This is a genomic window from Cyanobacteria bacterium GSL.Bin1, from assembly GCA_009909085.1.
GTDB lineage: Bacteria > Cyanobacteriota > Cyanobacteriia > Cyanobacteriales > Rubidibacteraceae > Halothece.
In genome coordinates, this window is the sequence record JAAANX010000149.1 from 48,213 (window position 1) to 69,056 (window position 20,844).

Annotated in this window: 19 protein-coding genes; 8 read left to right on the top strand and 11 right to left on the bottom strand. The window is 45.3% G+C overall.

The window, feature by feature from the left end; genetic code table 11:
- Positions 1-71: 71 nt before the first annotated feature.
- Both groL and GVY04_17900 read right to left on the bottom strand, forming a co-directional pair.
- A complete protein-coding gene (gene groL, locus GVY04_17895; protein NBD17927.1) occupies positions 72-1,697 on the bottom strand; it encodes a chaperonin GroEL in 1,626 nt (541 codons plus the stop codon).
- Between the two features lie 36 nt (positions 1,698-1,733).
- On the bottom strand, positions 1,734-2,045 hold the full coding sequence (locus GVY04_17900) for a co-chaperone GroES (GenBank protein ID NBD17928.1): 312 nt from the start codon (positions 2,043-2,045) through the stop codon (positions 1,734-1,736).
- Between the two features lie 190 nt (positions 2,046-2,235).
- Here GVY04_17900 and GVY04_17905 point away from each other — a divergent pair, with 190 nt between their 5' ends.
- Positions 2,236-2,649, top strand: a complete 414-nt coding sequence (locus GVY04_17905; protein ID NBD17929.1) for a ferredoxin — start codon at positions 2,236-2,238, stop codon at positions 2,647-2,649.
- 125 nt (positions 2,650-2,774) lie between these two features.
- Positions 2,775-3,449 (top strand): response regulator, encoded by a 675-nt coding sequence (locus GVY04_17910; GenBank protein ID NBD17930.1) that lies wholly within the window; start codon positions 2,775-2,777, stop codon positions 3,447-3,449.
- On the opposite strand, the gene GVY04_17915 is transcribed toward GVY04_17910, so the two are convergent.
- The 4 genes from GVY04_17915 to GVY04_17930 are packed head-to-tail and all read right to left on the bottom strand — an operon-like array spanning position 3,438 to position 8,683.
- Positions 3,438-4,739, bottom strand: a complete 1,302-nt coding sequence (locus GVY04_17915) for an O-antigen ligase domain-containing protein (protein ID NBD17931.1) — start codon at positions 4,737-4,739, stop codon at positions 3,438-3,440. The two genes, GVY04_17910 and GVY04_17915, sit on opposite strands and share 12 nt — an antisense overlap.
- Positions 4,740-5,588 carry a hypothetical protein gene (locus GVY04_17920; GenBank protein ID NBD17932.1) on the bottom strand — a complete coding sequence of 283 codons (849 nt, stop codon included), beginning with the start codon at positions 5,586-5,588 and terminating at the stop codon, positions 4,740-4,742.
- A 44-nt stretch (positions 5,589-5,632) separates the two neighbouring features.
- The gene (locus tag GVY04_17925) at positions 5,633-7,132 is read right to left on the bottom strand and encodes an insulinase family protein (protein ID NBD17933.1); all 1,500 of its coding nucleotides are present in this window, start codon (positions 7,130-7,132) and stop codon (positions 5,633-5,635) included.
- 33 nt (positions 7,133-7,165) lie between these two features.
- On the bottom strand, positions 7,166-8,683 hold the full coding sequence (locus GVY04_17930; protein NBD17934.1) for an insulinase family protein: 1,518 nt from the start codon (positions 8,681-8,683) through the stop codon (positions 7,166-7,168).
- Positions 8,684-8,817: 134 nt separating this feature from the next.
- Here GVY04_17930 and GVY04_17935 point away from each other — a divergent pair, with 134 nt between their 5' ends.
- Complete coding sequence (locus tag GVY04_17935) at positions 8,818-9,474, top strand: TetR family transcriptional regulator (GenBank protein NBD17935.1); 657 nt, start codon at positions 8,818-8,820, stop codon at positions 9,472-9,474.
- Positions 9,475-9,649: 175 nt separating this feature from the next.
- Complete coding sequence (locus tag GVY04_17940; GenBank protein NBD17936.1) at positions 9,650-12,055, top strand: endonuclease MutS2; 2,406 nt, start codon at positions 9,650-9,652, stop codon at positions 12,053-12,055.
- Positions 12,056-12,173: 118 nt separating this feature from the next.
- Here GVY04_17940 and GVY04_17945 read toward each other — a convergent pair whose 3' ends face one another.
- Positions 12,174-12,431 (bottom strand): glutaredoxin family protein, encoded by a 258-nt coding sequence (locus GVY04_17945; GenBank protein NBD17937.1) that lies wholly within the window; start codon positions 12,429-12,431, stop codon positions 12,174-12,176.
- A gap of 155 nt (positions 12,432-12,586) precedes the next feature.
- On the opposite strand from GVY04_17945, the gene rimP reads away from it, so the two are divergent.
- The 4 genes from rimP to mutL all read left to right on the top strand — a co-directional run bounded on the left by rimP (position 12,587) and on the right by mutL (position 16,430).
- Positions 12,587-13,048, top strand: coding sequence for a ribosome maturation factor RimP (rimP, locus tag GVY04_17950; protein NBD17938.1), 462 nt, complete (start codon positions 12,587-12,589; stop codon positions 13,046-13,048).
- Positions 13,049-13,127: 79 nt separating this feature from the next.
- Positions 13,128-14,393, top strand: a complete 1,266-nt coding sequence (gene nusA / locus GVY04_17955; GenBank protein ID NBD17939.1) for a transcription termination factor NusA — start codon at positions 13,128-13,130, stop codon at positions 14,391-14,393.
- 35 nt (positions 14,394-14,428) lie between these two features.
- The gene (gene clpS / locus GVY04_17960) at positions 14,429-14,734 is read left to right on the top strand and encodes an ATP-dependent Clp protease adapter ClpS (GenBank protein NBD17940.1); all 306 of its coding nucleotides are present in this window, start codon (positions 14,429-14,431) and stop codon (positions 14,732-14,734) included.
- A gap of 19 nt (positions 14,735-14,753) precedes the next feature.
- Complete coding sequence (mutL, locus tag GVY04_17965) at positions 14,754-16,430, top strand: DNA mismatch repair endonuclease MutL (protein NBD17941.1); 1,677 nt, start codon at positions 14,754-14,756, stop codon at positions 16,428-16,430.
- Positions 16,431-16,501: 71 nt separating this feature from the next.
- Here the strand turns inward: mutL and GVY04_17970 are convergent, their stop codons facing one another.
- The 4 genes from GVY04_17970 to GVY04_17985 form a co-directional block, all read right to left on the bottom strand.
- Positions 16,502-17,077 carry a hypothetical protein gene (locus tag GVY04_17970; protein NBD17942.1) on the bottom strand — a complete coding sequence of 192 codons (576 nt, stop codon included), beginning with the start codon at positions 17,075-17,077 and terminating at the stop codon, positions 16,502-16,504.
- Positions 17,078-17,144: 67 nt separating this feature from the next.
- Positions 17,145-17,834, bottom strand: a complete 690-nt coding sequence (locus GVY04_17975; protein ID NBD17943.1) for a DUF1232 domain-containing protein — start codon at positions 17,832-17,834, stop codon at positions 17,145-17,147.
- A gap of 284 nt (positions 17,835-18,118) precedes the next feature.
- A complete protein-coding gene (locus tag GVY04_17980) occupies positions 18,119-18,304 on the bottom strand; it encodes a hypothetical protein (protein NBD17944.1) in 186 nt (61 codons plus the stop codon).
- A 218-nt stretch (positions 18,305-18,522) separates the two neighbouring features.
- Positions 18,523-20,547 (bottom strand): elongation factor G, encoded by a 2,025-nt coding sequence (locus GVY04_17985; GenBank protein ID NBD17945.1) that lies wholly within the window; start codon positions 20,545-20,547, stop codon positions 18,523-18,525.
- Between the last annotated feature and the right edge of the window lie 297 nt (positions 20,548-20,844).

Sequence of the window (20,844 nt, forward strand, 5' to 3'; positions counted from 1 at the left end):
TGGTCAATCAACAACAAAGCAGGGCAGAGCAATGCCCTACCCTACTCTTAATGAATGAGTGGTGTTAGATTTTAGTAATCAAAATCATCAGCACCAGCGCCAGCACCTGCTTTTTCTTTCTCAGGTTTATCAGCAACAATGCACTCAGTGGTGAGAACCATCGATGCGATTGAGGCAGCGTTTTGCAGGGCAGAACGAGTGACTTTTGCCGGGTCAACAATTCCTGCTTCTAACAAGTCAGTGAAGGTATCATCAGCAGCGTTGTAGCCGACGTTAAAGTCTTTTTCTTTCACCCGTTCAGCAATCACTGCACCATTAGCTCCGGCATTTTCCGCAATGCGTTTGAGCGGAGCCGTTAAGGTGCGCATGACAATCATGGCACCGGTGAGAGCCTCACCCGTCAGATTGTCTTTGGCCCATTTTTCTAAGTCTGGAGCAAGGTGGGCTAAAGTGGTACCGCCACCGGGAACAATTCCTTCTTCCACCGCCGCTTTGGTGGCGTTGATCGCATCTTCTAAGCGCAGCTTACGATCTTTCATTTCCGTTTCGGTGGCTGCTCCCACTTTGATCACAGCAACACCGCCAGAGAGTTTACCCAGACGCTCTTGTAACTTCTCTTTGTCGTAGCTGGATTCAGTTTCTTCAATTTGACGACGAATCTGCTCACAACGGGTTTTAACCGCTTCTTCGTTCCCTTCAGCGACAACTGTGGTGTTGTCTTTGGTAATCGTGATCCGACGAGCGGTTCCGAGCATATCTTGGGTGGTGTTTTCCAGTTTCAAGCCTGCATCTTCGGTAATGACTCGACCACCGGTTAAGACGGCAATGTCTTCTAACATTTGCTTACGGCGATCGCCGAATCCGGGCGCTTTGACAGCAGCAACGTTTAAGACACCACGGAGACGGTTCACCACTAATGTGGCAAGCGCTTCTTTCTCGATATCTTCAGCGATGATCAGTAAGGGCTTACCGGAACGAGAAACCTGTTCTAAAACGGGAACAATGTCTTGAACAACGGTAATTTTCTTATCGGTGAGCAGGATATAAGGATCGTCTAAAACGGCTTCCATCCGCTCAGTATCAGTGGCGAAATAAGGAGAGATATAGCCTTTATCAAAGCGCATCCCTTCTGTGATTTCCAATTCGGTGGTCATGGATTTCCCTTCTTCGAGGGAGATGACCCCTTCTTTGCCCACTTTTTCCATCGCTTGGGCAATCATCTCACCGACTTCTGGGTCGTTACCAGCCGAGATGGTTCCCACTTGCGCGATCGCCTTCGGATCACTGATATCAGTGGCGTGTTCTTTAATTTTTTCCACTAAGAAGGCTACGGCTTTATCAATACCGCGTTTGAGAGAAATCGCGTTGGCACCAGCAGCAACGTTTCTTAACCCCTCTTTGACTAAAGCATGGGCAAGGATGATTGAGGTAGTGGTTCCGTCACCCGCAGCATCGTTGGTTTTGGATGCCGCTTGGCGAATTAAAGAGACACCCGTATTTTCAACATGGTCTTCCAGTTCGATTTCTTTGGCAATCGTTACACCGTCGTTGATAATTTGCGGTGCGCCAAATTTCTTCTCGAGAACCACGTTACGTCCTTTAGGTCCGAGGGTGACAGCAACAGATTCAGCGAGGAGGTCAATACCACGTTCCAAAGCGCGACGGGCTTGCTCGTTATAAATGATGGATTTAGCCATAGTAGTTTCCCTTTTGATTAATCCTTAATGGTTGACTTAGTTAACAATGGCGAGAATGTCGCTTTCTTTCAGGAGAACGTAATCTTCATTACTGAGTTTGATATCGGTTCCTGCATACTTGGAATAGAGAACTTTGTCTCCAACTTTGACTTCCGGTTCAGTACGACTACCGTCATCGTTGCGTTTGCCAGGACCGACCTGCACAACTTCTCCAACTTGAGGCTTTTCTTTTGCGGTATCAGGGAGAAGAATACCGCCGGCCGTTTTTTCTTCTTGCGGACTAATTTTGACAAAGACGCGGTCTGCAAGGGGTTTGACAGTAGAAACACTAAGGGATACAGTTGCCATAAATTAATTTCCTCGTTTTTAGCACTCTCTAGTTCTGAGTGCTAATTTAGCCGAAGTAACTGATGCTTGGCAACTAATGGGTGAGTGTGGGTTCCCGTACCTAATTTTTCTAGTTAAGATATTCCTGAGTAAGATCGGTTCACCTTGTGATTAAATATACTCGTTGGGGATTATCCCTGGGATAGTAATAATGGAAGAAACAGCAAATGTGAATAAGGAGTGTCTAGAAACGCTACAAACAACAGTGGAGCGTTTAGGACTGCAAAAAATTCAACGGCATCTTTTCTTATGTGCCGACCAAACGAAGCCGAAGTGTTGTTCTCGTGAAGAGGGGTTAGCTACTTGGAATTACTTGAAGCAACGGTTACAAGAACTGGGATTAGATGATCCCAAGGCGGATTCATCTTGTTTGGTCTTTCGGACTAAAGCAAATTGCCTACGGGTGTGTTGTTCGGGACCGATTTTGTTAATTTACCCGGATGGGATCTGGTATCATCGCGTAACTCCCAGCGCGATCGAGCGGATCATTCAAGAACATTTACTGAAAAATCAAGTGGTGGAAGACCATTTGTTTTTCAATCATGCCTTACCAACACCGAATTAAAAAATGTGAATTATGCAACAAGAAATGTGAGATGATTTGCGATAAAATACTTAGAGACGTTTGCGACTTTTTTCGATTAAATTGAAAAATCTACTCCTACGAATTGGCAAGTACAAATGATACAAATGAAACAAGTACAAATGAAAGATAACCACGTAGATGACGAAACCAAGCAGCTACTCCTCATTGACGATGATCCCAATTTAATCCTTTTAGTACAAGACTATCTGGAATTTCAAGGATATCAAGTGCTCACTGCAGATAATGGAAAAGATGCTCTTGCTATCTTAGAACATGAGACTCCGGATCTCATTATTTGTGATATTATGATGCCTGAGATGGATGGGTATGAATTGGTAGAACAAATTCGCCAAGATGATCGGATTAGCTGGATTCCAGTTCTCTTTTTATCAGCAAAAGGACAAACCACAGACCGGGTCAAGGGTTTAAATACAGGTGCGGATGTTTATTTAGTTAAGCCGTTTGAACCAGAAGAATTAGTCGCTCAGGTGGAATCTTCCCTCAAGCAAGCGCAACGTCTCATGGAGAAAAGTGGCGGGGGGATTAATGGGAGTCAGGGGGAACAAATTCAAGTCCCGGCAGATGTTACTCTCACCCGTACTGAAACGAAAGTTGTCCAGTTTGTTGCCCAAGGATTAGCGAATCGAGAAATTGCAGAAAAGCTCAATGTGAGCCAACGCACGGTTGAGTCTCATGTCTCTAATATGTTGAATAAAACCCGACTTCATAATCGCACTGAACTCGCACGCTGGGCCATTCAAAATCGCTTAGCGTATTAGTTTGACTCCCCATCGTAACTGACGATAATGATGGCTGATGCCGTCAATTCCAGCCAAGAGGAGCCATGCGAAAAGATTCAAGCGGAGATCGAAGAGGGTAATATCGAGTAAATTAAAAAGGCTAAGGGCGCAAAAGGCAATAATGAAGGTCAAGAAAATAAGCTGGTCTTTTTGCCATTGCTCAGCACCGGGAGTGGGGGTAAGCTTATGCCAAATGCTCAGTAGGATATTGGCACGAGTAATGATACTGCCAATTAAGGCAAACAACAATAACCCCCCCGGAATGCCGATTTCTGCAATCAACATTAAGGGGAAGTTATGAGGATGTCCCAGCCAAATTCCCATTTGTTCTTGATAAAGAGGAGTAAAATTGCGTAATCCCCAGCCTAGTAAAGGACGATCTTGAATTAAGTCCCAGGTAAACTGCCATTGGGTAGTGCGGAGGGTCGCAAGCGGGCGATCATACATTTGATCGTTAAGACGAGCCCAAATCGAACGCGGCACCACTTGCCGTAACCCTTGATCAAGGGGAGAAGGAGCAAAAGCTGCGCCCAGCACGGCACTGAGGATTACACCTCCCATTGCTAGTAGCCAGTACCATCGCAAGTAAATGACATAAACGATTATCACGAACAAGGCAAGTGCCCAAGCGTTGCGAGAAGCGGTCAGAAAAAGCGCGATCGCGATGAAGATTATGGCGCCGGTTAATCCGAACCAGCGCCACACCTGTTGTCGTCGCCAGCGATAGACCTCAACCCATAACCCGATGGTCAAAGTTAGCATGACTAATAAATAAGCCCCGGCAATATTGGTATACATAAATACAGAGGCTAAGCGACCCGAGGGATGTCCTCCCGGCATTAATACCCATCCCAAAAAAGGTTGTAGGGCATCTGAGGTGTGCCAACCGAACCTCACTTGTCCAATCCCTAAAACGGCAACGACAACCGCACTGATGACCGCTAATTCGGCTAATCGTCGTAACTGACGAGGTGTTTCTAAGAGCAGATTAAAGCCGAGAAAGACAATAAAAAAAGGGATAAAATTGGCAACTCCTAACCAGGCTTCTGTGGGATGTTCTGCTGCGGCAGCAGTTAACAATAGCCAAAATGATAGGGCGAGTAATCCCCAAGTCAACCCCCGTTTCAGTAGTTCTCGAGGGGCTTGTTTGATCGCAAGGAGCGCGATCGCGAGCAGCCCAAGTGAGCCCCAAGTCGGGAGTAAGGGCAAGATTAAAAAAAAGATTTGTCCCCAATACCATAACTGGGGGCAACGTTCAGAAAAAAGCATTTATACCAATTGCCAGTTCGCGTCATCTTCCCGGAGGAGGCGGATTTGTGCTAAAGCAAACACGGTGGGAATAATACGCCCATAGTTGGTGGCAATCGTTTTCCACCCGAGATCGGCTGCTAAACAGCCCCATAAAATGGGTCCGAGAAACGAAAAGACAGTTCGCACTGCCCCATACCGGGCAGCACTGAGTGCCATACCATGCTGAGCGCTTTTCAGGGCAATTTGACCTTGAAGTTGGGCTGCTGCTGCCGTTCCGCCCCGAATCACCGCATTTTTTGCCACTTGATAACGAGCAAAGTGGAAGGCAAACTGACGAGCAATCTGTTGCAGTAGCCAAGGACGCAAAATAGAACTCACCGCAACCACACTACCGCCTTTCAGGAGAAAACTCATGGGGTTATTTTGAATTTGCGGTGGCAGGGGGGCTGGGGCTTTGCTTTGGGCAAGAGAGTCTTGAACTTTGGCTGTAATTGAGGCTTTTTCTGGGTCAGGAAGCTCTTGCCAAGCCCGAGTCATCAAATTGAGGAAAATTTCCGCTTCGAGATCAGTGGTGGAAAGGTCGCGAGAGAAAGAGAGTTTGAGGTAACTGCAAACCCGAACTAAGATTTGACGATAACTTAACTCTTGGCTGCGTTGCCGCAAAACAGTAAACCCATCGGCAGCCAGAAAACGAAAGCGATGCTCGATCGCGTCTAAGCAAGCAGCATGTTCTTTACTCAAAATTTCTGCGGGTTCTGGGGTGCCAAAATAATCTAGGGGATTAAATCGACGGCAGAATAAAATGTCGATGATTTGCTGGAGTTCGTCTTCTGTGGCAAGTTCCAAAGCAGTTCTCAGTTCATCCAATGCTTTAACCCTCCGCGACCAAGCAAGCTAAGTTCCACTTAATTTTAATCGATCTTTTCTGGGGTCGGTAACAGTTGTTTTTTTGAGATCGGTTGGGGAATCGAGATATCAACGGTGGTTACGTCTTCGTCTAACTGACTGAGATTGGGTGTAATTCCGTCGGAATTGCCAACGACTAGCTTCACCATTTTTTCCGGTTGTAAGTAAGTGTTGGCTACCCGTTGGACATCTTCTTTAGTGGTTTGTTTAACCCCCTCTTGAAATTGGAAAATAAAGTCTGCCGGATAGCCATAATAGTCATAGCGCATCAACCGCGAAAGGGTTTGGGAAGGCTGTTCAAAATTGAAGATGAAGGAGTTGAGAATGGATTCTTTGGCGTATTGCAACTGAGAATCAGAAAGTGGGGTTTCTCTCACTTTTTGAATTTCATCCATTACGGATTGGATAAAGGGAACCGTCGCCTCAGAACGGGTTTGTCCGCCGGCAATAAAATAGCCAGGATAATCGTAACGGGCACTCCATACCCCATAAACTGAATAAGCTAAACCTTCGCGCGATCGCACATCATTCATTAAGGTGCCGCCAAAGCCATTGAGCGAGCCATTTAAGACTCTTAAAGCCGGATAATCCGGGTTATCGAGGGTCCCGCCCAGGTGCCCTAATTCCACATAAGATTGGCTCAGTTGCGGTTGTTCAACCATATAGATGCCTTCTGTTTTGGCTTGTTCAGCAGGGGGAACATCATAGTTGGGTTTTGGCGTTGAAACTTGCCAATTTGCAAAGGCTTTTGCAACGCGATCGCGCATCGCTGCCGCATCAAAATCACCCACAATGCCTAATAACATTGCTTCCGGGCGGATATAACTTTCATAAAAATCAACCAGATCTGACCGTGCAATATTAGCTAAGGTGGCGTATTCTTTGGTTCTGGCATAGGGACTGCTTTCCCCATAAATTAACTTTTGAAACTCGCGATCGGCAATATCTCCTGGGTCATCATTCCGGCGAGAAATTTCCCCTTTTGCCTGCTGTTTGGCTAAAGCAACTTTATCTTCGGCAAAGGCAGGTGTCTTAATCACTTCTGCAAATAAGTTAAAAACTGTAGCTAAGTCTTTCGTTAGACAGTCAAAATTAGCACTTCCAGAAGTCGTATTGATTCCCGTTTCAATGGAAGCCGCTCGTTGTTCTAAAATTTGGTTTAATTCATCCGCTGGATGCTGTTGGGTTCCCCCACTGCGCATCACAGTTCCCGTTAGGGAAGCCAGTCCAACTTGATCGGCAGGTTCAAAGCGCGATCCGGTACGAAACAATGCCGTTCCCCTAACCAAAGGGAATTCATGATCTTCAATTAAATAAATCTTTAAACCGTTCTCCAACTGATACGTTTCGTACTCAGGAAGGGTCACTTCTGGGGGAGCAGAAAATTCTAATTCAGTGTAGTGCTTAGCTTCTGTAGTTGCTGCTTTAGCAAATAAATTGCTATTGCCTAAAACCACAAATAAAGCCACACAAATTCCAATCCCGAACCATTTAATCGCCTTCATATTTAATCGAGTTCTTTTCATATTTCCCAATGCTTATTCTTGTGCAATAATTCGTCCAATGGTGCGATTATCTTCGGTAAACGTCGTTTTTGCCACGCGCTGGATATCATCGGCAGTGACAGCACTAATTGCTTCTAATTCTGTAAATAAATTTTCCCAACTGCCAGTTTTTGCTTCATATTCAGCCAAGCGTCGTGCCATCCCTTTATTCGAGTCTAAACTGCGTAGCAAACTGGCTTGCATTTGCGTTTTCACACGTTCTAATTCTGTTTCAGAAACGGGCTCTGTTTTTAATTTTTCAATTTCTAAAGTTAGGGCTGCAGAAACTTCTTCCAAGCTATGATTCGGTGCCGTTAAGGCATAAAATAGAACCAAATTTGGAAACTTATCTCCGGGAAAACTACTTAATCCTCTTGCGGATAAGGCAACTTGTTGATCTTGCACAAGTGATTGGTATAACCGCGAGGTTCGACCATCACTGAGTAAGCGAGAAATCACTTCATAAACCACATGATCATCATCGGTAATAGCTGGACGATGATACCCTTCAAAATACCAAGGTTGAGAATTAAGGGTTAAATTCACTTCCCGAGTTTCACTTTGCGGCGGTTCGACTGCTGTTACTTGTGGGGGTTCGGGCTGCGGTGAAAAACGACCGAAATAAGTATCAGCTAATGCTTTGACTGCTTCTGGATCAACATCGCCAACCATCGCAACTGTTAACTTTTCCGGAACATAATAGGTTTCAAAAAAATTACGAATATCATCCCGAGTGAGATTACGAATATCTTCTTCGTAACCAATGACCGGACGTTGGTAGGGATGCGTTGTAAACGCAGCGCCTAAAAATTCTTCAATCATTTTTCCCACAGGGGAATTATCAGTTCGCAGTCGTCTTTCTTCGAGAATGACTTGTTGTTCTTTATAAAATTCTCGAAATACCGGATCTAAAAAACGTTCCGATTCAAGAGACATCCAAAGTTCGAGTTTATTCGCCGGAAAACTATAAAAATAAACGGTATAATCAGCGGATGTAGCAGCATTTAAGCCCACACCCCCTTCAGCTTGAACAATTTTTCCATACTCATTTTGCTCAACATATTCAGCCGCTTCTGATTGCAATTTTTGAAACTTGGTTTGTAGTTCTTGAACCTGTTCTTGATTCTTCTTTTCTTGGGCAGCTTCCAATTGTTGATGCACTTGGTCTAAACGCTCAATTAAAACTTTTTCTTGCTGGTAGTTTTTCGTACCAATTTCGCTGGTTCCTTTAAAGGCAAGGTGTTCTAAAAAGTGAGCGGCACCCGTTTTTCCTTCTTCTTCATTAGCGCCACCCACATCAGCATACGTGACAAAGGAAATGACCGGGGCTTCTTCTTCAGGAAGAATGATAAATTTCATCCCATTATCCAGTTCATATTCTGTAATACGGTCCTTAACCCGTTCCAGATAAGGTTGAATCTGCGATGACTGATTCTCTGCTTGTGCAGAGGGAATCATTGGGCTACCCCAAAATAGGAAGAGACAGCTAATAGTAATGATGAGTCGTAACACAATTTTCCTCTAGAATTTACTCGTATCGATCCGTTAACTAAAATGCAAACTTCTGTTACATTTTGTTGAAAATCGTCAACTTTTTTAGTGGATCAAAGCTACCCTATCAATGATAAGCCACAGATCGAAGTCTTATGCAAGTGTTCCGTCCCCAAGCTGCCTCCTCTGCTCAAAAATCGCCCTCTGAAGCCAGTGTGCGCGATCGCGTTCTCAAAACAGCGCAGCGTCTCTTTGCGAACCGTGGCTATGATGCAACCACGACTAAAGAATTAGCAGCGGAAGCTGGAATTGCTGAAGGAACACTGTTTCGACATTTTGAGAACAAAAAGGCAATCTTAGTGGAAGTCGCCACTCAAGGCTGGATTGAAATTTTAACCGATCTCCTCACCGAGTTAAGTGAAATGGGAAGCTATAAAGCGGTTGCCCAAGTGATGAGACGACGGATGTTTCGACTGCATGAAAATGGGGAATTATTAAGGGTTTGTTTCTTTGAAGCCCAATTTCATCCAGAACTGAGGGAACGTATCCAGTCGGAAGTAATTTCCAAAATGACAGATGTGACAGAAGCCTTCTTTGAAACGGCTATGGAACGAGGGATTTATCGTCGGATGAACCCGAGAGTAGTAGCACAAGTCTTTTTAGGAATGTTTACCATTGCTGGATTTTCTAACGATACCATTGTCGAATCCGATGCACCGCCTCACGCGATGAAAGAGATGGCAGAAGGGATTGCTGATATCTTTCTTAACGGTGTGTTAGCAAAGTCAGAACCTGAAAACTCAGACAGTTAAACCTTTATTTAGACAAGAATTGGAAGCAGTTCCTCTCTCAAAGAGCTTAGTTCTTCCGCCAGCGCCTGGTGCTTCTTCCCTCCATAACGGTTTCCCTCTCCTGGGGCGCTCTGAAGAAACTGTATCAAAACAATTAAGATAGATGAAGGACTAGAAAAGTGTAAATAGATTTGCCTTGATAGAAGCAGAAACCCTCGAACTGTTAGAATGGCGACGTTTAGGTGAGCATTTAGCAACCTTTGCCAGTACTAAACTGGGTGCCTACGCCGCCCGTCATCTTCCCATCCCAGAAAACCATGAAGCTAGCTTAACGCTGCTGGAAGAGACCAAAGAAGTCTATGCACTAGATGAAAATTTAACCAGTAGTTGGAAATTTGATGGGATTTATGATTTTGGTTCGGCGCTAGAACGGGCAGAATATAAAGGAATTTTACCGGGAGAAACGCTGATACAAATTGCGACGACTTTAGCAGGAGTGCGACGGTTACGGCGGGTGATTGATGAGTTAGAAGAGTCTCCTCAACTGAAAGACTTAATTTCACAGGTGCGAACGTACCCTGAATTAGAAAGAGAAATTAATCGTTGTCTGGATGATAAAGGGAAAGTGACCGAACGGGCGAGCCCAAAATTAGGAGAAATTCGCCAGAATATTAAAGACCGGCGTGATCGCATTTATCAGAAGTTGCAAAATATCATGCAACAACAAAGCGGTGCGATTCAAGAAGCAGTGATTACGCAACGGGGAGAACGCTTTGTATTACCGGTGAAAGCCGGACATAAAGAGTCCATTCGCGGTATTGTTCATGATAGTTCAAGTACCGGTGCCACCCTCTACATTGAACCGAATTCGGTAGTAGAACTGGGAAACCAACAGCGACAGTATCTTCGCCAAGAACAACGGGAAGAAGAACGAATTCTGCAAGTCCTAACCGAACAAGTGGCGGAGGTGAAAGAAGATTTAGAACTAGTCGTAGCAGTAGCCACCAAACTAGATTTAGCCACAGCACGATCGCGCTACAGTTTGTGGCTAGAAGCGAATCCCCCCCGCTTTGTGGAAAAGAATAGTAGTGAACCCATTACCCTCCGTCGCTTACGCCATCCGCTTTTAGTTTGGCAACAGCAGCATGAACAGGGGATGTCCGTGGTTCCCATTGATGTGCAAATTAATCCGCAAACGCGGGTTGTGGCCATTACAGGACCCAATACAGGCGGGAAAACCGTCACCCTCAAAACAGTAGGTTTAGCCGCGTTAATGGCAAAAGTCGGCTTATTTATTCCGGCAAAGGAACCAGTGGAAATTCCTTGGTTTGAACAAGTTTTAGCCGATATTGGGGATGAACAATCCATTGAGCAGAGTCTTTCCACGTTTTCAGGTCATATTCGCCGGATTACCCGCATTATTGAGGCACTCCAAGCCCAAGAAACAGAAGGTGAAGTCAAAGCATCTTTAGTCTTATTGGATGAAGTGGGTGCGGGAACCGATCCGGCAGAAGGCAGCGCGATCGCGATCGCGTTACTCCAGTATCTCGCGGAACGAGTACGCCTCACCATTGCCACCACCCACTACGGAGAACTGAAAGCCCTGAAATATCAAGATGAACGCTTTGAAAACGCTTCTGTCGAATTTGACGACGAAACCCTTTCTCCTACCTATCGTCTGCTATGGGGGATTCCCGGACGATCAAATGCTCTTACCATTGCCCGTCGCCTCGGACTTGATCCTGAGATTCTGGAAGCAGCAAAAAACAAAATGGGAGGCGATTCCGAAGATATTAACCAAGTGATTGCCGGGTTAGAAAATCAACGGCGAGAACAAGAAGAAAAAGCCCAAGAAGCCCGTCAATTACTGGAACAAGCGGAAAAATTCTATCAAGAAGTTTCCAGTCGCGCCCAAGCCTTAGAAGCCCGAGAAGCGGACTTAAAACGCTCTCAGGAACAAGCCGTCAATGAAGCAGTTTCCGAAGCCAGACAAGAAATTGCGCAAGTGATTAAGCAGTTGCAGCAGGGCGAAAAAACCGGACAAGCTGCGCAAAAAGCCACAGCAACGGTTAATGAAATTGCCACTCGTCATCGTCCAAAACAAGAAACTCCTAAACCCAAACCCAAGTATCAACCGCAAGTTCGGGAACAAGTGCGCCTTCCCAAGTTGAGTCAAACTGGAGAAGTCTTAACTGAACCGAACGCAGAAGGAAAACTGACCATTCGTTTGGGGTTAATGAAAATGACCGTTTCTCTGGCGGATATCGAATCTTTAGACGGAAAAAAACCGGAACTTCCGCAAAAGCAACAAAAAGCATCGACTTCCACGGCGAAAAAGCCTGCGAGTGGGGCACCAACCGTGCGCACCGAAAGGAATACCCTCGATATTCGCGGTTATCGGGTTGCCCAAGCCGAAAGTCAACTGGAAAACGCCATTCGCTCTCAAACCAGTGCTGCACTATGGGTTATTCATGGCAAAGGAACTGGGAAACTGCGGCAGGGTGTACAAGAATTTCTGAAACAGCATCCGCAAGTAGAACGCTATGAAACGGCACCTCAAAATGAGGGGGGGTCTGGGGTCACTGTGGCTTATTTGAAATAATTGCATCTTTTTACCGATGAATCGGTTTTCAATTAAATTGATTTGCTGATTTGCGTCATCCTAAGAAATGGCACTACTGAGGCTAATAACCTCTGCAACAGGGAAGTTAAAAGCAAAGTTATCCTTGATATTGTTGCAATAAGCGAGTTAAATACTCCACAGAAGCTCGAGGCGAAGGACGAGGTAAAGTTTCTTCTTGGTTAGCCCGTTCTATACACAATACCGGAATAGAATATTGATAGGCTTGAAACCAATCGTCCCGCGTGGTGATATCTCGAATTTCTAAGTCAACAGAAATTGTGCTGATTTGTTCTAACTTTTCTTGTAGTCCCTCACAAAGGTGGCAACCCGGCTTGGAATATAAAATTAAGTGCATCATTGCCTTTCTCATGCCTCAGTCACGTTAATGTTAAACTAAACGAGAGCAAAGAATCCAGCACGCTCGGATTCTTGATCGACTGCTCACTGACAGCATCGTCGTCTTTCACAAGTGGGTCGCGCCCGCTTTTTTTATTGTCTGCAAGTCGGATCATGACACATCCTTTGATTCCCCAAATCACCCAAATTGCTACCCCGATCGCGCAAAACCTCGGCTTAGAAGTTGTCGAAGTGGCGTTCTTAACCAACGAAAGTCCCCCCATCTTGCGGGTGGAAGTGCGTAATCCAGAAGAGGACACCAGTCTCAATGACTGCGAACAAATGAGCCGCACCTTAGAAGCAGAATTGGATTTGGCGGAAGTGATTCCGGATGCTTATGTGTTGGAAGTCTCCAGCCCGGGAATTTCAGAACAATTGACGCGCGATCGCGAATATGAAAGTTTTAAGGGTTTTCCTGTCTTGGTGAGCACGGATCCACCCTATAAAGGAAAACAAAAATGGCAGGGAACGCTCAATCGGCGTGATGAAACGACGGTTTATATCAATCAGAAAGGACGACTGATTAAAATTCCCCGTAATGTCATCCAGACGGTAGAACTGGATACCCCATCTTAGAAAGGGGAGAGAGGGAGACAAGGGGAAGGGGTTACCCAATGACTAATAACGAATAACTAAATAAAGGAGATTAAAATTTATGGCTATTGTCAGTTTACCGGGTTTAGGCCGGATGATTGAAGAAATTAGTGAAGGACATAATTTACCGCCGAGTGCGGTCAAAGCAGCGCTGCAAGAAGCTTTATTAAAAGGATATGAACGCTATCGCCGATCGCGCACCCTCGATCGCGATCAATTTAGTGATGACTACTTCGATAATTTTGAAGTGCAACTGGATGTGGAAGAAGAAGGCTTTATGGTTCTTGCCACCAAAGAGATTGTGGAAGAAGTGGAAAATTCGGATCATCAAATTGGCTTAAAAGAAGTGCAAGAAGTCGCCGATGAAGCCGAACTTGGAGATAGCGTCGTTCTCGATGTGACGCCTCAGCAAAAAGAATTCGGGCGCATGGCTGCAATTCAGACCAAGCAAGTGCTGATGCAGAAATTGCGCGATCAAGAACGCCGGATGATTCAAGAAGAATTCCAAGACTTAGAAGAAACGGTCTTGCAAGCGCGCGTGATCCGCTTTGAACGACAATCGGTGATTATGGCAGTCACCAGCGGCTATGGTCGTCCAGAAGTGGAAGCCGAACTCCCTCGCCGTGACCAACTTCCCAATGATAATTACCGCGCCAATGCTACCTTTCGCGTTTATCTGAAAAAAGTTCGTGAAGGGGTCGGTCGCGGACCGCAACTGATTGTCTCTCGGGCATCAGCGGGCTTAGTCGCCTACTTGTTTGAAAACGAAGTGCCCGAAATTCAAGATGAAGTGGTCAGAATTGTCGCGATCGCGCGGGAAGCCAATCCCCCCTCTCGCAATGTGGGATCGCGGACGAAAATTGCCGTCGATACCCTTGATCGCGATGTTGATCCGGTAGGTGCTTGCATTGGGGCGCGAGGATCACGCATTCAAGCAGTTGTTAATGAACTGCGAGGGGAGAAAATTGATGTCATTCGCTGGTCTCCTGACCCGGAAATCTATATCAAAAATGCCCTCAGTCCCGCTCAAATCAATCGTGTGGTTTTAATGGACACCGAACAACGGCACGCCCAAGTTCTGGTTCCAGAAAATCAACTCAGTCTCGCGATCGGGAAAGATGGACAAAACGTTCGTCTCAGCGCTCATCTGACCGGTTGGAAAATTGATATCAAAGAAGTCAATCAATACCAAGAACTCCCAGAAGACACGGAAACGTGGGACGAATCAGAAACAGAGACTGGAGAAGTCTTTTCCCCAAATTCTGAAGATTCTGAGGAAACAGTAGAAGCGCAAGCCTCTCCCCTAGAAGTTAATATGGATGATTGAAAGTAATGTTAGTAACATGACTCGGGAGGATAACTGTGGCAACTGAAGTTCTAGATAAGCCCGCGATTCAGACCGTTGAGAAAAATCAAACCGTTCGCAAACCCGCCCCTCGGTATCGGGTACTCCTCCACAATGATGACTTTAATGGGATGGAGTATGTGGTAGAGACTTTATTACAAACTGTGCCCAGCCTGACTCAACCCCAAGCCGTGGATATTATGATGGAAGCTCATAACTCTGGCGTCTCTTTAGTGATTACTTGCGCTCAAGAACACGCCGAGTTCTACTGTGAAACGCTCAAAAATCATGGGTTGACCAGTACCATCGAGCCAGATGAATAACTAAGCTGCAATCGCTTTGATTTCTAATCGGATTCAAGCCTTACCCAATCATGTCATTCAACAAATTGCAGCCGGGGAAGTGATTTCCTCGACGGCAGCTGTTGTGCGTGAATTGGTGGAAAATGCCCTCGATGCGAAGGCAAATCGGCTGACCATTGCGCTGGATGCCCAACTCTCTCGCATTCAAGTTGCGGATAATGGGGAGGGAATGAGCTTAGAGAATTTACGCTGTTGTGCCTCCCCTCATACCACCAGTAAAATTCGAGCCTTTGCCGATCTGCAAAAAGTGGTTAGCCTTGGCTTTCGCGGCGAAGCCCTCCATAGCCTAACGCAAATTGCCTCTTTACAAATCTTTAGTCGTCCTCGCAAGGAACAAGAAATAGGCTATGGCATTGAGTACGGTCAAGGCGGAACCATACTGACAGAAAAAACGATCGCGCTTGCCCCAGGTACGATTGTCACCGTTTCTGATCTTTTTGGCAATTTACCTGCCCGTCGTCACGCTTTACCGAAGGTTTCCCAGCAATTAAAAACCATCCAGAAAACGATTTACGAAATTGCGCTGGCTCATCCGCACCTCACCTGGCAAGTCTATCATCAAGATCGCCTCTGGTTGCATTTGAGTCCCGGAGAAACCCCACAACAGCTTTTCCCGCAAATTTTATCAAGGTTTCAGCAGTCTGATTTTCAATATATCTGTCAGGAAATGACGACACCTGAACAAGAGAGTGCATCGCATTTGGAATTAGTGGTGGGATTACCCGATCGCGCTTCTCGCCACAAAGGAGATTGGATTAAAACTGCAATCAATGGACGCTGTGTGCGTTTACCGGAATTGGAACAAACCCTTACGTCTGGATTAATGCGCACCTTACCGCGCGATCGTTATCCCATTTGTTGGTTACATCTCCACACTCACCCCAGTTTGATTGACTGGAATCGTCATCCTGCCAAAGCTGAAATTTATCTGCGTCACCTCTCATTTTGGCAGGAACAAACCGCTCAGGCCTTGGCTGAGGTTTTAAAACTCAACCCCGAACAAGTGCCAGAAACGGTTCATAATCGCCGGGTGGGAGAACTTTTGCAAGCGCGAGAAGCCAAGGGCAGCTATCAAGTGAATTCCTCAGAAGCCGATCAAGAAGAAAATCTGAATTTACTATCATTGAGCGCGATCGCGCAACTCCACAATACATACATTATCGCAGAACATCCGGCAGGAATCTGGCTCATTGAGCAGCATATTGCCCACGAACGGATTATTTACGAGCAATTAGAAGCACAATGGCAATTAGTACCTCATGATCCGCCCTTAATCCTCAATGATCTCTCCTTATCGCAACAAGAACAACTCGAACGGATTGGCATCGAAATTGATGCTTTCGGGGAAGATACTTGGGCCATTAGAACCGTTCCTAAAATCTTACAAGGGCGCGACGATCTGACAGATGCGATTCTCGAACTCAGTCAAGGGGGAGACTTACAAACCGCACAAGTTGCCACCGCTTGTCGGAGCGCGATTCGCAATGGAACGCCATTGAGTGTTCCGGAAATGCAAGAGATTCTCAATGGTTGGCAACAGACCCGTCATCCCCACACTTGCCCTCATGGTCGCCCGATTTACCTTTCCTTAGCAGAAACGTCTCTTGCTAAGTTTTTCCGCCGTCATTGGGTCATTGGCAAAAGTCACGGGATTTAAAATAGTAATATTCTAATCCCTAACTCCTCTTCTGTCATCGGTGCTTGACCAGCTTGACGCATATATAAGACTTAAGCTTTTTCCTCACTTTTCGGAAGAATATTTTTCTCCTGACTCTTCTCACCCAATTGATGATTAGATCCTTCCCAGACATCAATGGTTTGACGGGGTGAGGATTGAGAATAGCGAGGCTGCAGTTGTCTCCAAAGGAAGTAGAATAGCCCCAAGAGTAGCATTATAATCGCCGGTTCAACCAGTGCCACATTTTTCCACCAATTTTTACCATTCTCCGCTTGCTCTCTGGCGACACCTAAGGTATTAACTTCTTCCTGAAGTTCAGTTGTTCGCTCCCTCAATTCTGGAAGACGACCTTCCATTTCGCCAATTTTTCGCTGATCTGCACCGAGTTCATTGCGCTGAGTTTGCAGTTCCTCTTCTCGAACTTGTAATCTTTCTTCTTTCTCATTCAGCAGTTCTTCACGACGATTCAGTCGGTTTTCTATCACATCAAGACTCTTTTTTTCTTCTGAAACTGCCAAGCCATCCTCTTGTTGACTTTTTAAAGCTTTGATTCTTTCTTCGAGGCGTGCTTTTTCTTCTTTGAGCTGACTATTTACTTCGCGATATGATTCTAATTGCTCCTGCATTGCTTCTCTCTTTTCCACTTGAGATTGATACAGCTCTTTGTAATTAGAACCAAATTCAATGAGGTAGTTATTGGCTTTTTTTAGAATCCGGTACAATTTCCAGTTCTAAACCATATTCTTCACATAACATTTCTAGAGCCTGGAGTGGCTTTTTTTCCGCTGAGGAGCGGACTTTTTTCAAGATTTGTCGTTTCTTTCCTCCTTCTCCTAAAACTGTAAATCCCGTTCCCGCACTGATTAAAAGAATAATTACATCATCAAACATTCCTGCTGTAGGAATAAAATCGGGTAAAACATCTACAGGCATTAAAGTATAAATGACACCAGACAAGATGACACTAACTCCAGAGACGACATATTTTGCCTCATCCCATCGCAAAACCAGCCAACAAAAAATCATTGAAACCAGCAAATAACCAACAGCCCAAGCCTGATTCCACCAAATTTCTTGTTGAGCAATTTGATCCGGCGTAACTTGTTGCCAAAAAAACCCATAAAACTGATCCAGCCATCGCTGTACAATCCCTCTTCCCTCTAGTTGTTGCATCGCTTTTTCTAAAAAATGATCGTAATGAAAAAGGGGAAGAGTAACGGTAATCAGTAAATGTAAGGTGGAAACAGTAAGAGGGGTAAAAGCAATGAAACGTCTCAACCATCTGCTGGGATGGGTTTTGACTTGAGCAACGCGCAGGAAAACTTGACTCATCTTTAACTTTAATGACAACCAGCCAGCAACTGACTGTTGTTCAAACTGCATTCCTAAATCCTGGTATCAAGCCATCGTTACTAAAGCTATGGTAGTTAATAGCCCATACCAGTTTTCTCTCTAAATTTTACCAAAGCTCAACTATCGGATAAGTGGATGTTTGAAAAGTCCTATTCTCAGTTGCAAGCATGACACATATCACTGATTAATCAATCAAGGTCTCCGAGGTTTCTGACAATAACGTATCATTTCTAGCCTATGGGTCAGGATTACTCAGTATTCAAGAGCCAAGCTTTGCCTTGTCACGACGCTTACTGTTGGTGGTAAGACGATTTCTATAGCCCAACACAGTAAGCCTGGGCTAAAGCTTGACTCATTTTGAGTAACTTTTCTGCTGTCCACTGGTTATCTAATTGTTTGGGTTGAGTTTGATTCACTCCAGGGCAGTAAGCACTTGCTAAGTTGTTGCTAAAGTTAACGAGTTGTGTGGTTGTCCAATTTTGGGTACTTGAAATGTTCACAATTGACTCCTTGATTGTTATCCTGAGTTCAATTTCTAGATCCATTTCTATTGTATATTTTCTGTAACTTTTGTTACAGAAATAACCCTGATTTGTTGACCAGGATGGATTTGATGTAACGGACAAGCCAAAATTTAGGAAAAATATAAACTCATGTTTAGAACAGGATACGCCCAAGCTAGGGTCCTGAATCCTTCGGACTATACTCGAATTAGTTTCTAGGCTTGCCGATTAGCCAAAACCTCCTGAGTGATTTTCTCGGGCACTTCTTGAAAATGATGGGGTTGCCAGTCAAAGAAGCCCACCCCTAAGGTCAGCGATCGCAGCTCGATAATAAAGTTCTGCATTTGGGCTTGAGGCAAATAAGCCGTCACTTGATCCCAACTCAGCCAATCGGTGCAGCTTTGATAGCCCATAATTTGTCCACGGTGTCCACTGACCAACTGCAGGACATTCGACGTAAACTCAGAGGGGGCATAAACTTGAATCTCTAAGATGGGCTCTAACAAAATGGGTTCACAATTGAGCATCCCTTCACTCATCGCCAGACGAGCCGCTTGCTTAAACGCTTGTTCGGAACTATCGACCGAATGATATGACCCATTGGTCAGCGTCACAGCGATATCCACGACAGGAAATCCCAGCGGACCTTGGGTGAGGTATTCTTCCACACCTACGGCAACACCAGGAATATACTGTTTCGGAATGGCACCGCCAACAATGGTTTCTTCAAATTGAAATCCTTCGCCTCGACCTAAGGGTTGGATATCGAGATAAACATCCCCAAATGCCCCATGTCCACCGGTTTGATGTTTATAGCGTCCGTGAGCCTGAGATGCCTTACGGATGGTTTCTTGGTAGGGCACTTGCGGTAAATCGGTGCGCATGGATAGGTTATATTTGCGCTGCAAGCGATCTAAAGCGACTTTGAGATGAATTTCACCTTGTCCCCAAAGGATAATTTCTTGAGTATCCTCAGCTTGTTCCCAAGTCAAAGCCGGATCTTCTTCTAGGAGTTTTGCCACGGCTTCGGTAAGTTTCACTTCATCTTTACGCTTTTGCGGGGCAATGGCTAAGGCATAAACGAAGGACATTTTTTCTGGGGTCGGTAAGGGGTCTGGATGATCACCGCTACTGAGGGTTTCTCCGGTTTGTATACCTTCGAGACGGGAAAGGGCAACAATTTCGCCGGCAAAGGCTTCTGGTACTGCGGTTTGTTCTTGTCCCAGGAGTTGATACATGCCACCGGGACGAACCCCATTCAGGGTCAGATTACTCGTGAGTCGTCCTTGCCAAATTCGGACTAAGGAGAGTTTGCCCCCTTGCGGGGAATAGTAGGTTTTCAACACTTGCGCAATCGTTGGAGACGCCGCCTCTGAATCCAGTCCACGCCGTTTTGCGGTAATTTCTGGTGAGGGAACTTCTGCCACCAAAGCTGATAATAGAGGACGAACCCCATAGTCTTGTTCCGCCATACCAAAGCAAACCGGAACAATTAAATCAGCACTGATGTCTTGTTTAAGGTCTTCTTTGATTTCTTCCAGGGAAGGATTAATTTCTTCTAGGAGTTCTTCGAGGAGATGGTCATCAAATTCAGCTAGCCCTTCTAGAAGATCATCACGGGCGAGTTTTTCTTCTGCTGCTGTGCTTTCTGGAAGCGCCACTGGATCCGCTTCTGTCCCGGCATGGTATTGGTAAGCTTGTTCAGTAATCAGATCAATGTAACCAAGGAGCGTTCGTTCTTGGTAAAGGGGATACTGTTGCGGTAATAAAGGACGAGGCGAAACCGCTTTAATCGCTGCCAAAATTTCAGGAAAGGGATGATTCGCCCGTTCCATTTTATTGAGGAAAACCAAGTGGGGAATTTCCCAATCATCAAGGAACTTGAAAATAGGAGCAAGGGTTAAAACGCGCTCAACAGTGGGTTCACAAACTACAATCGCAGCATCAACGCCCACCAGCGCATTTTGAGTTTCTTGAGCAAACTCAATTGAACCGGGGCAATCGAGAAAAGTGAGTTGTAAGTCCTCGAAAGTGGTGTAAGCGGTATTAATTTCAACAGTCATTGCGCGATCGCGCGCTTCCGGTAAATTATCGCCTACGGTATTGCCTTGTTTAATACTTCCTTTGCGAGTGATGTTTCCAGAAACAAATAACAAACTTTCTAAAAGGGTTGTTTTACCGCTACTCGCCGGACCAACAATTGCAATATTGCGCGATCGTTTCGATACGTTGCCATTCATCTTCTTCCCTCCCAGGTTACAGCTCCAACAGTCACCTCGATTTCAGTGTCGAGCGTTACGTTGACTGTCAGATTGCGATTAAATTCAACCTAGTTTGGTTGAGTTTTAATTTGAGCTTAACCTGTTTTTGGCGTCCGATCACCGGAATTTAATTTTTTTTTCTACCCAGCGCAAATGGTCAAATGCAATAGACATCTCCATAATAGCAATAACATGGTAAGATTGAAACAAAATTTGTGTGGTGTGCGATGAAATATACTTGGAGTTACATTCAAAAAAATCCAAAGCAAGTTAAAC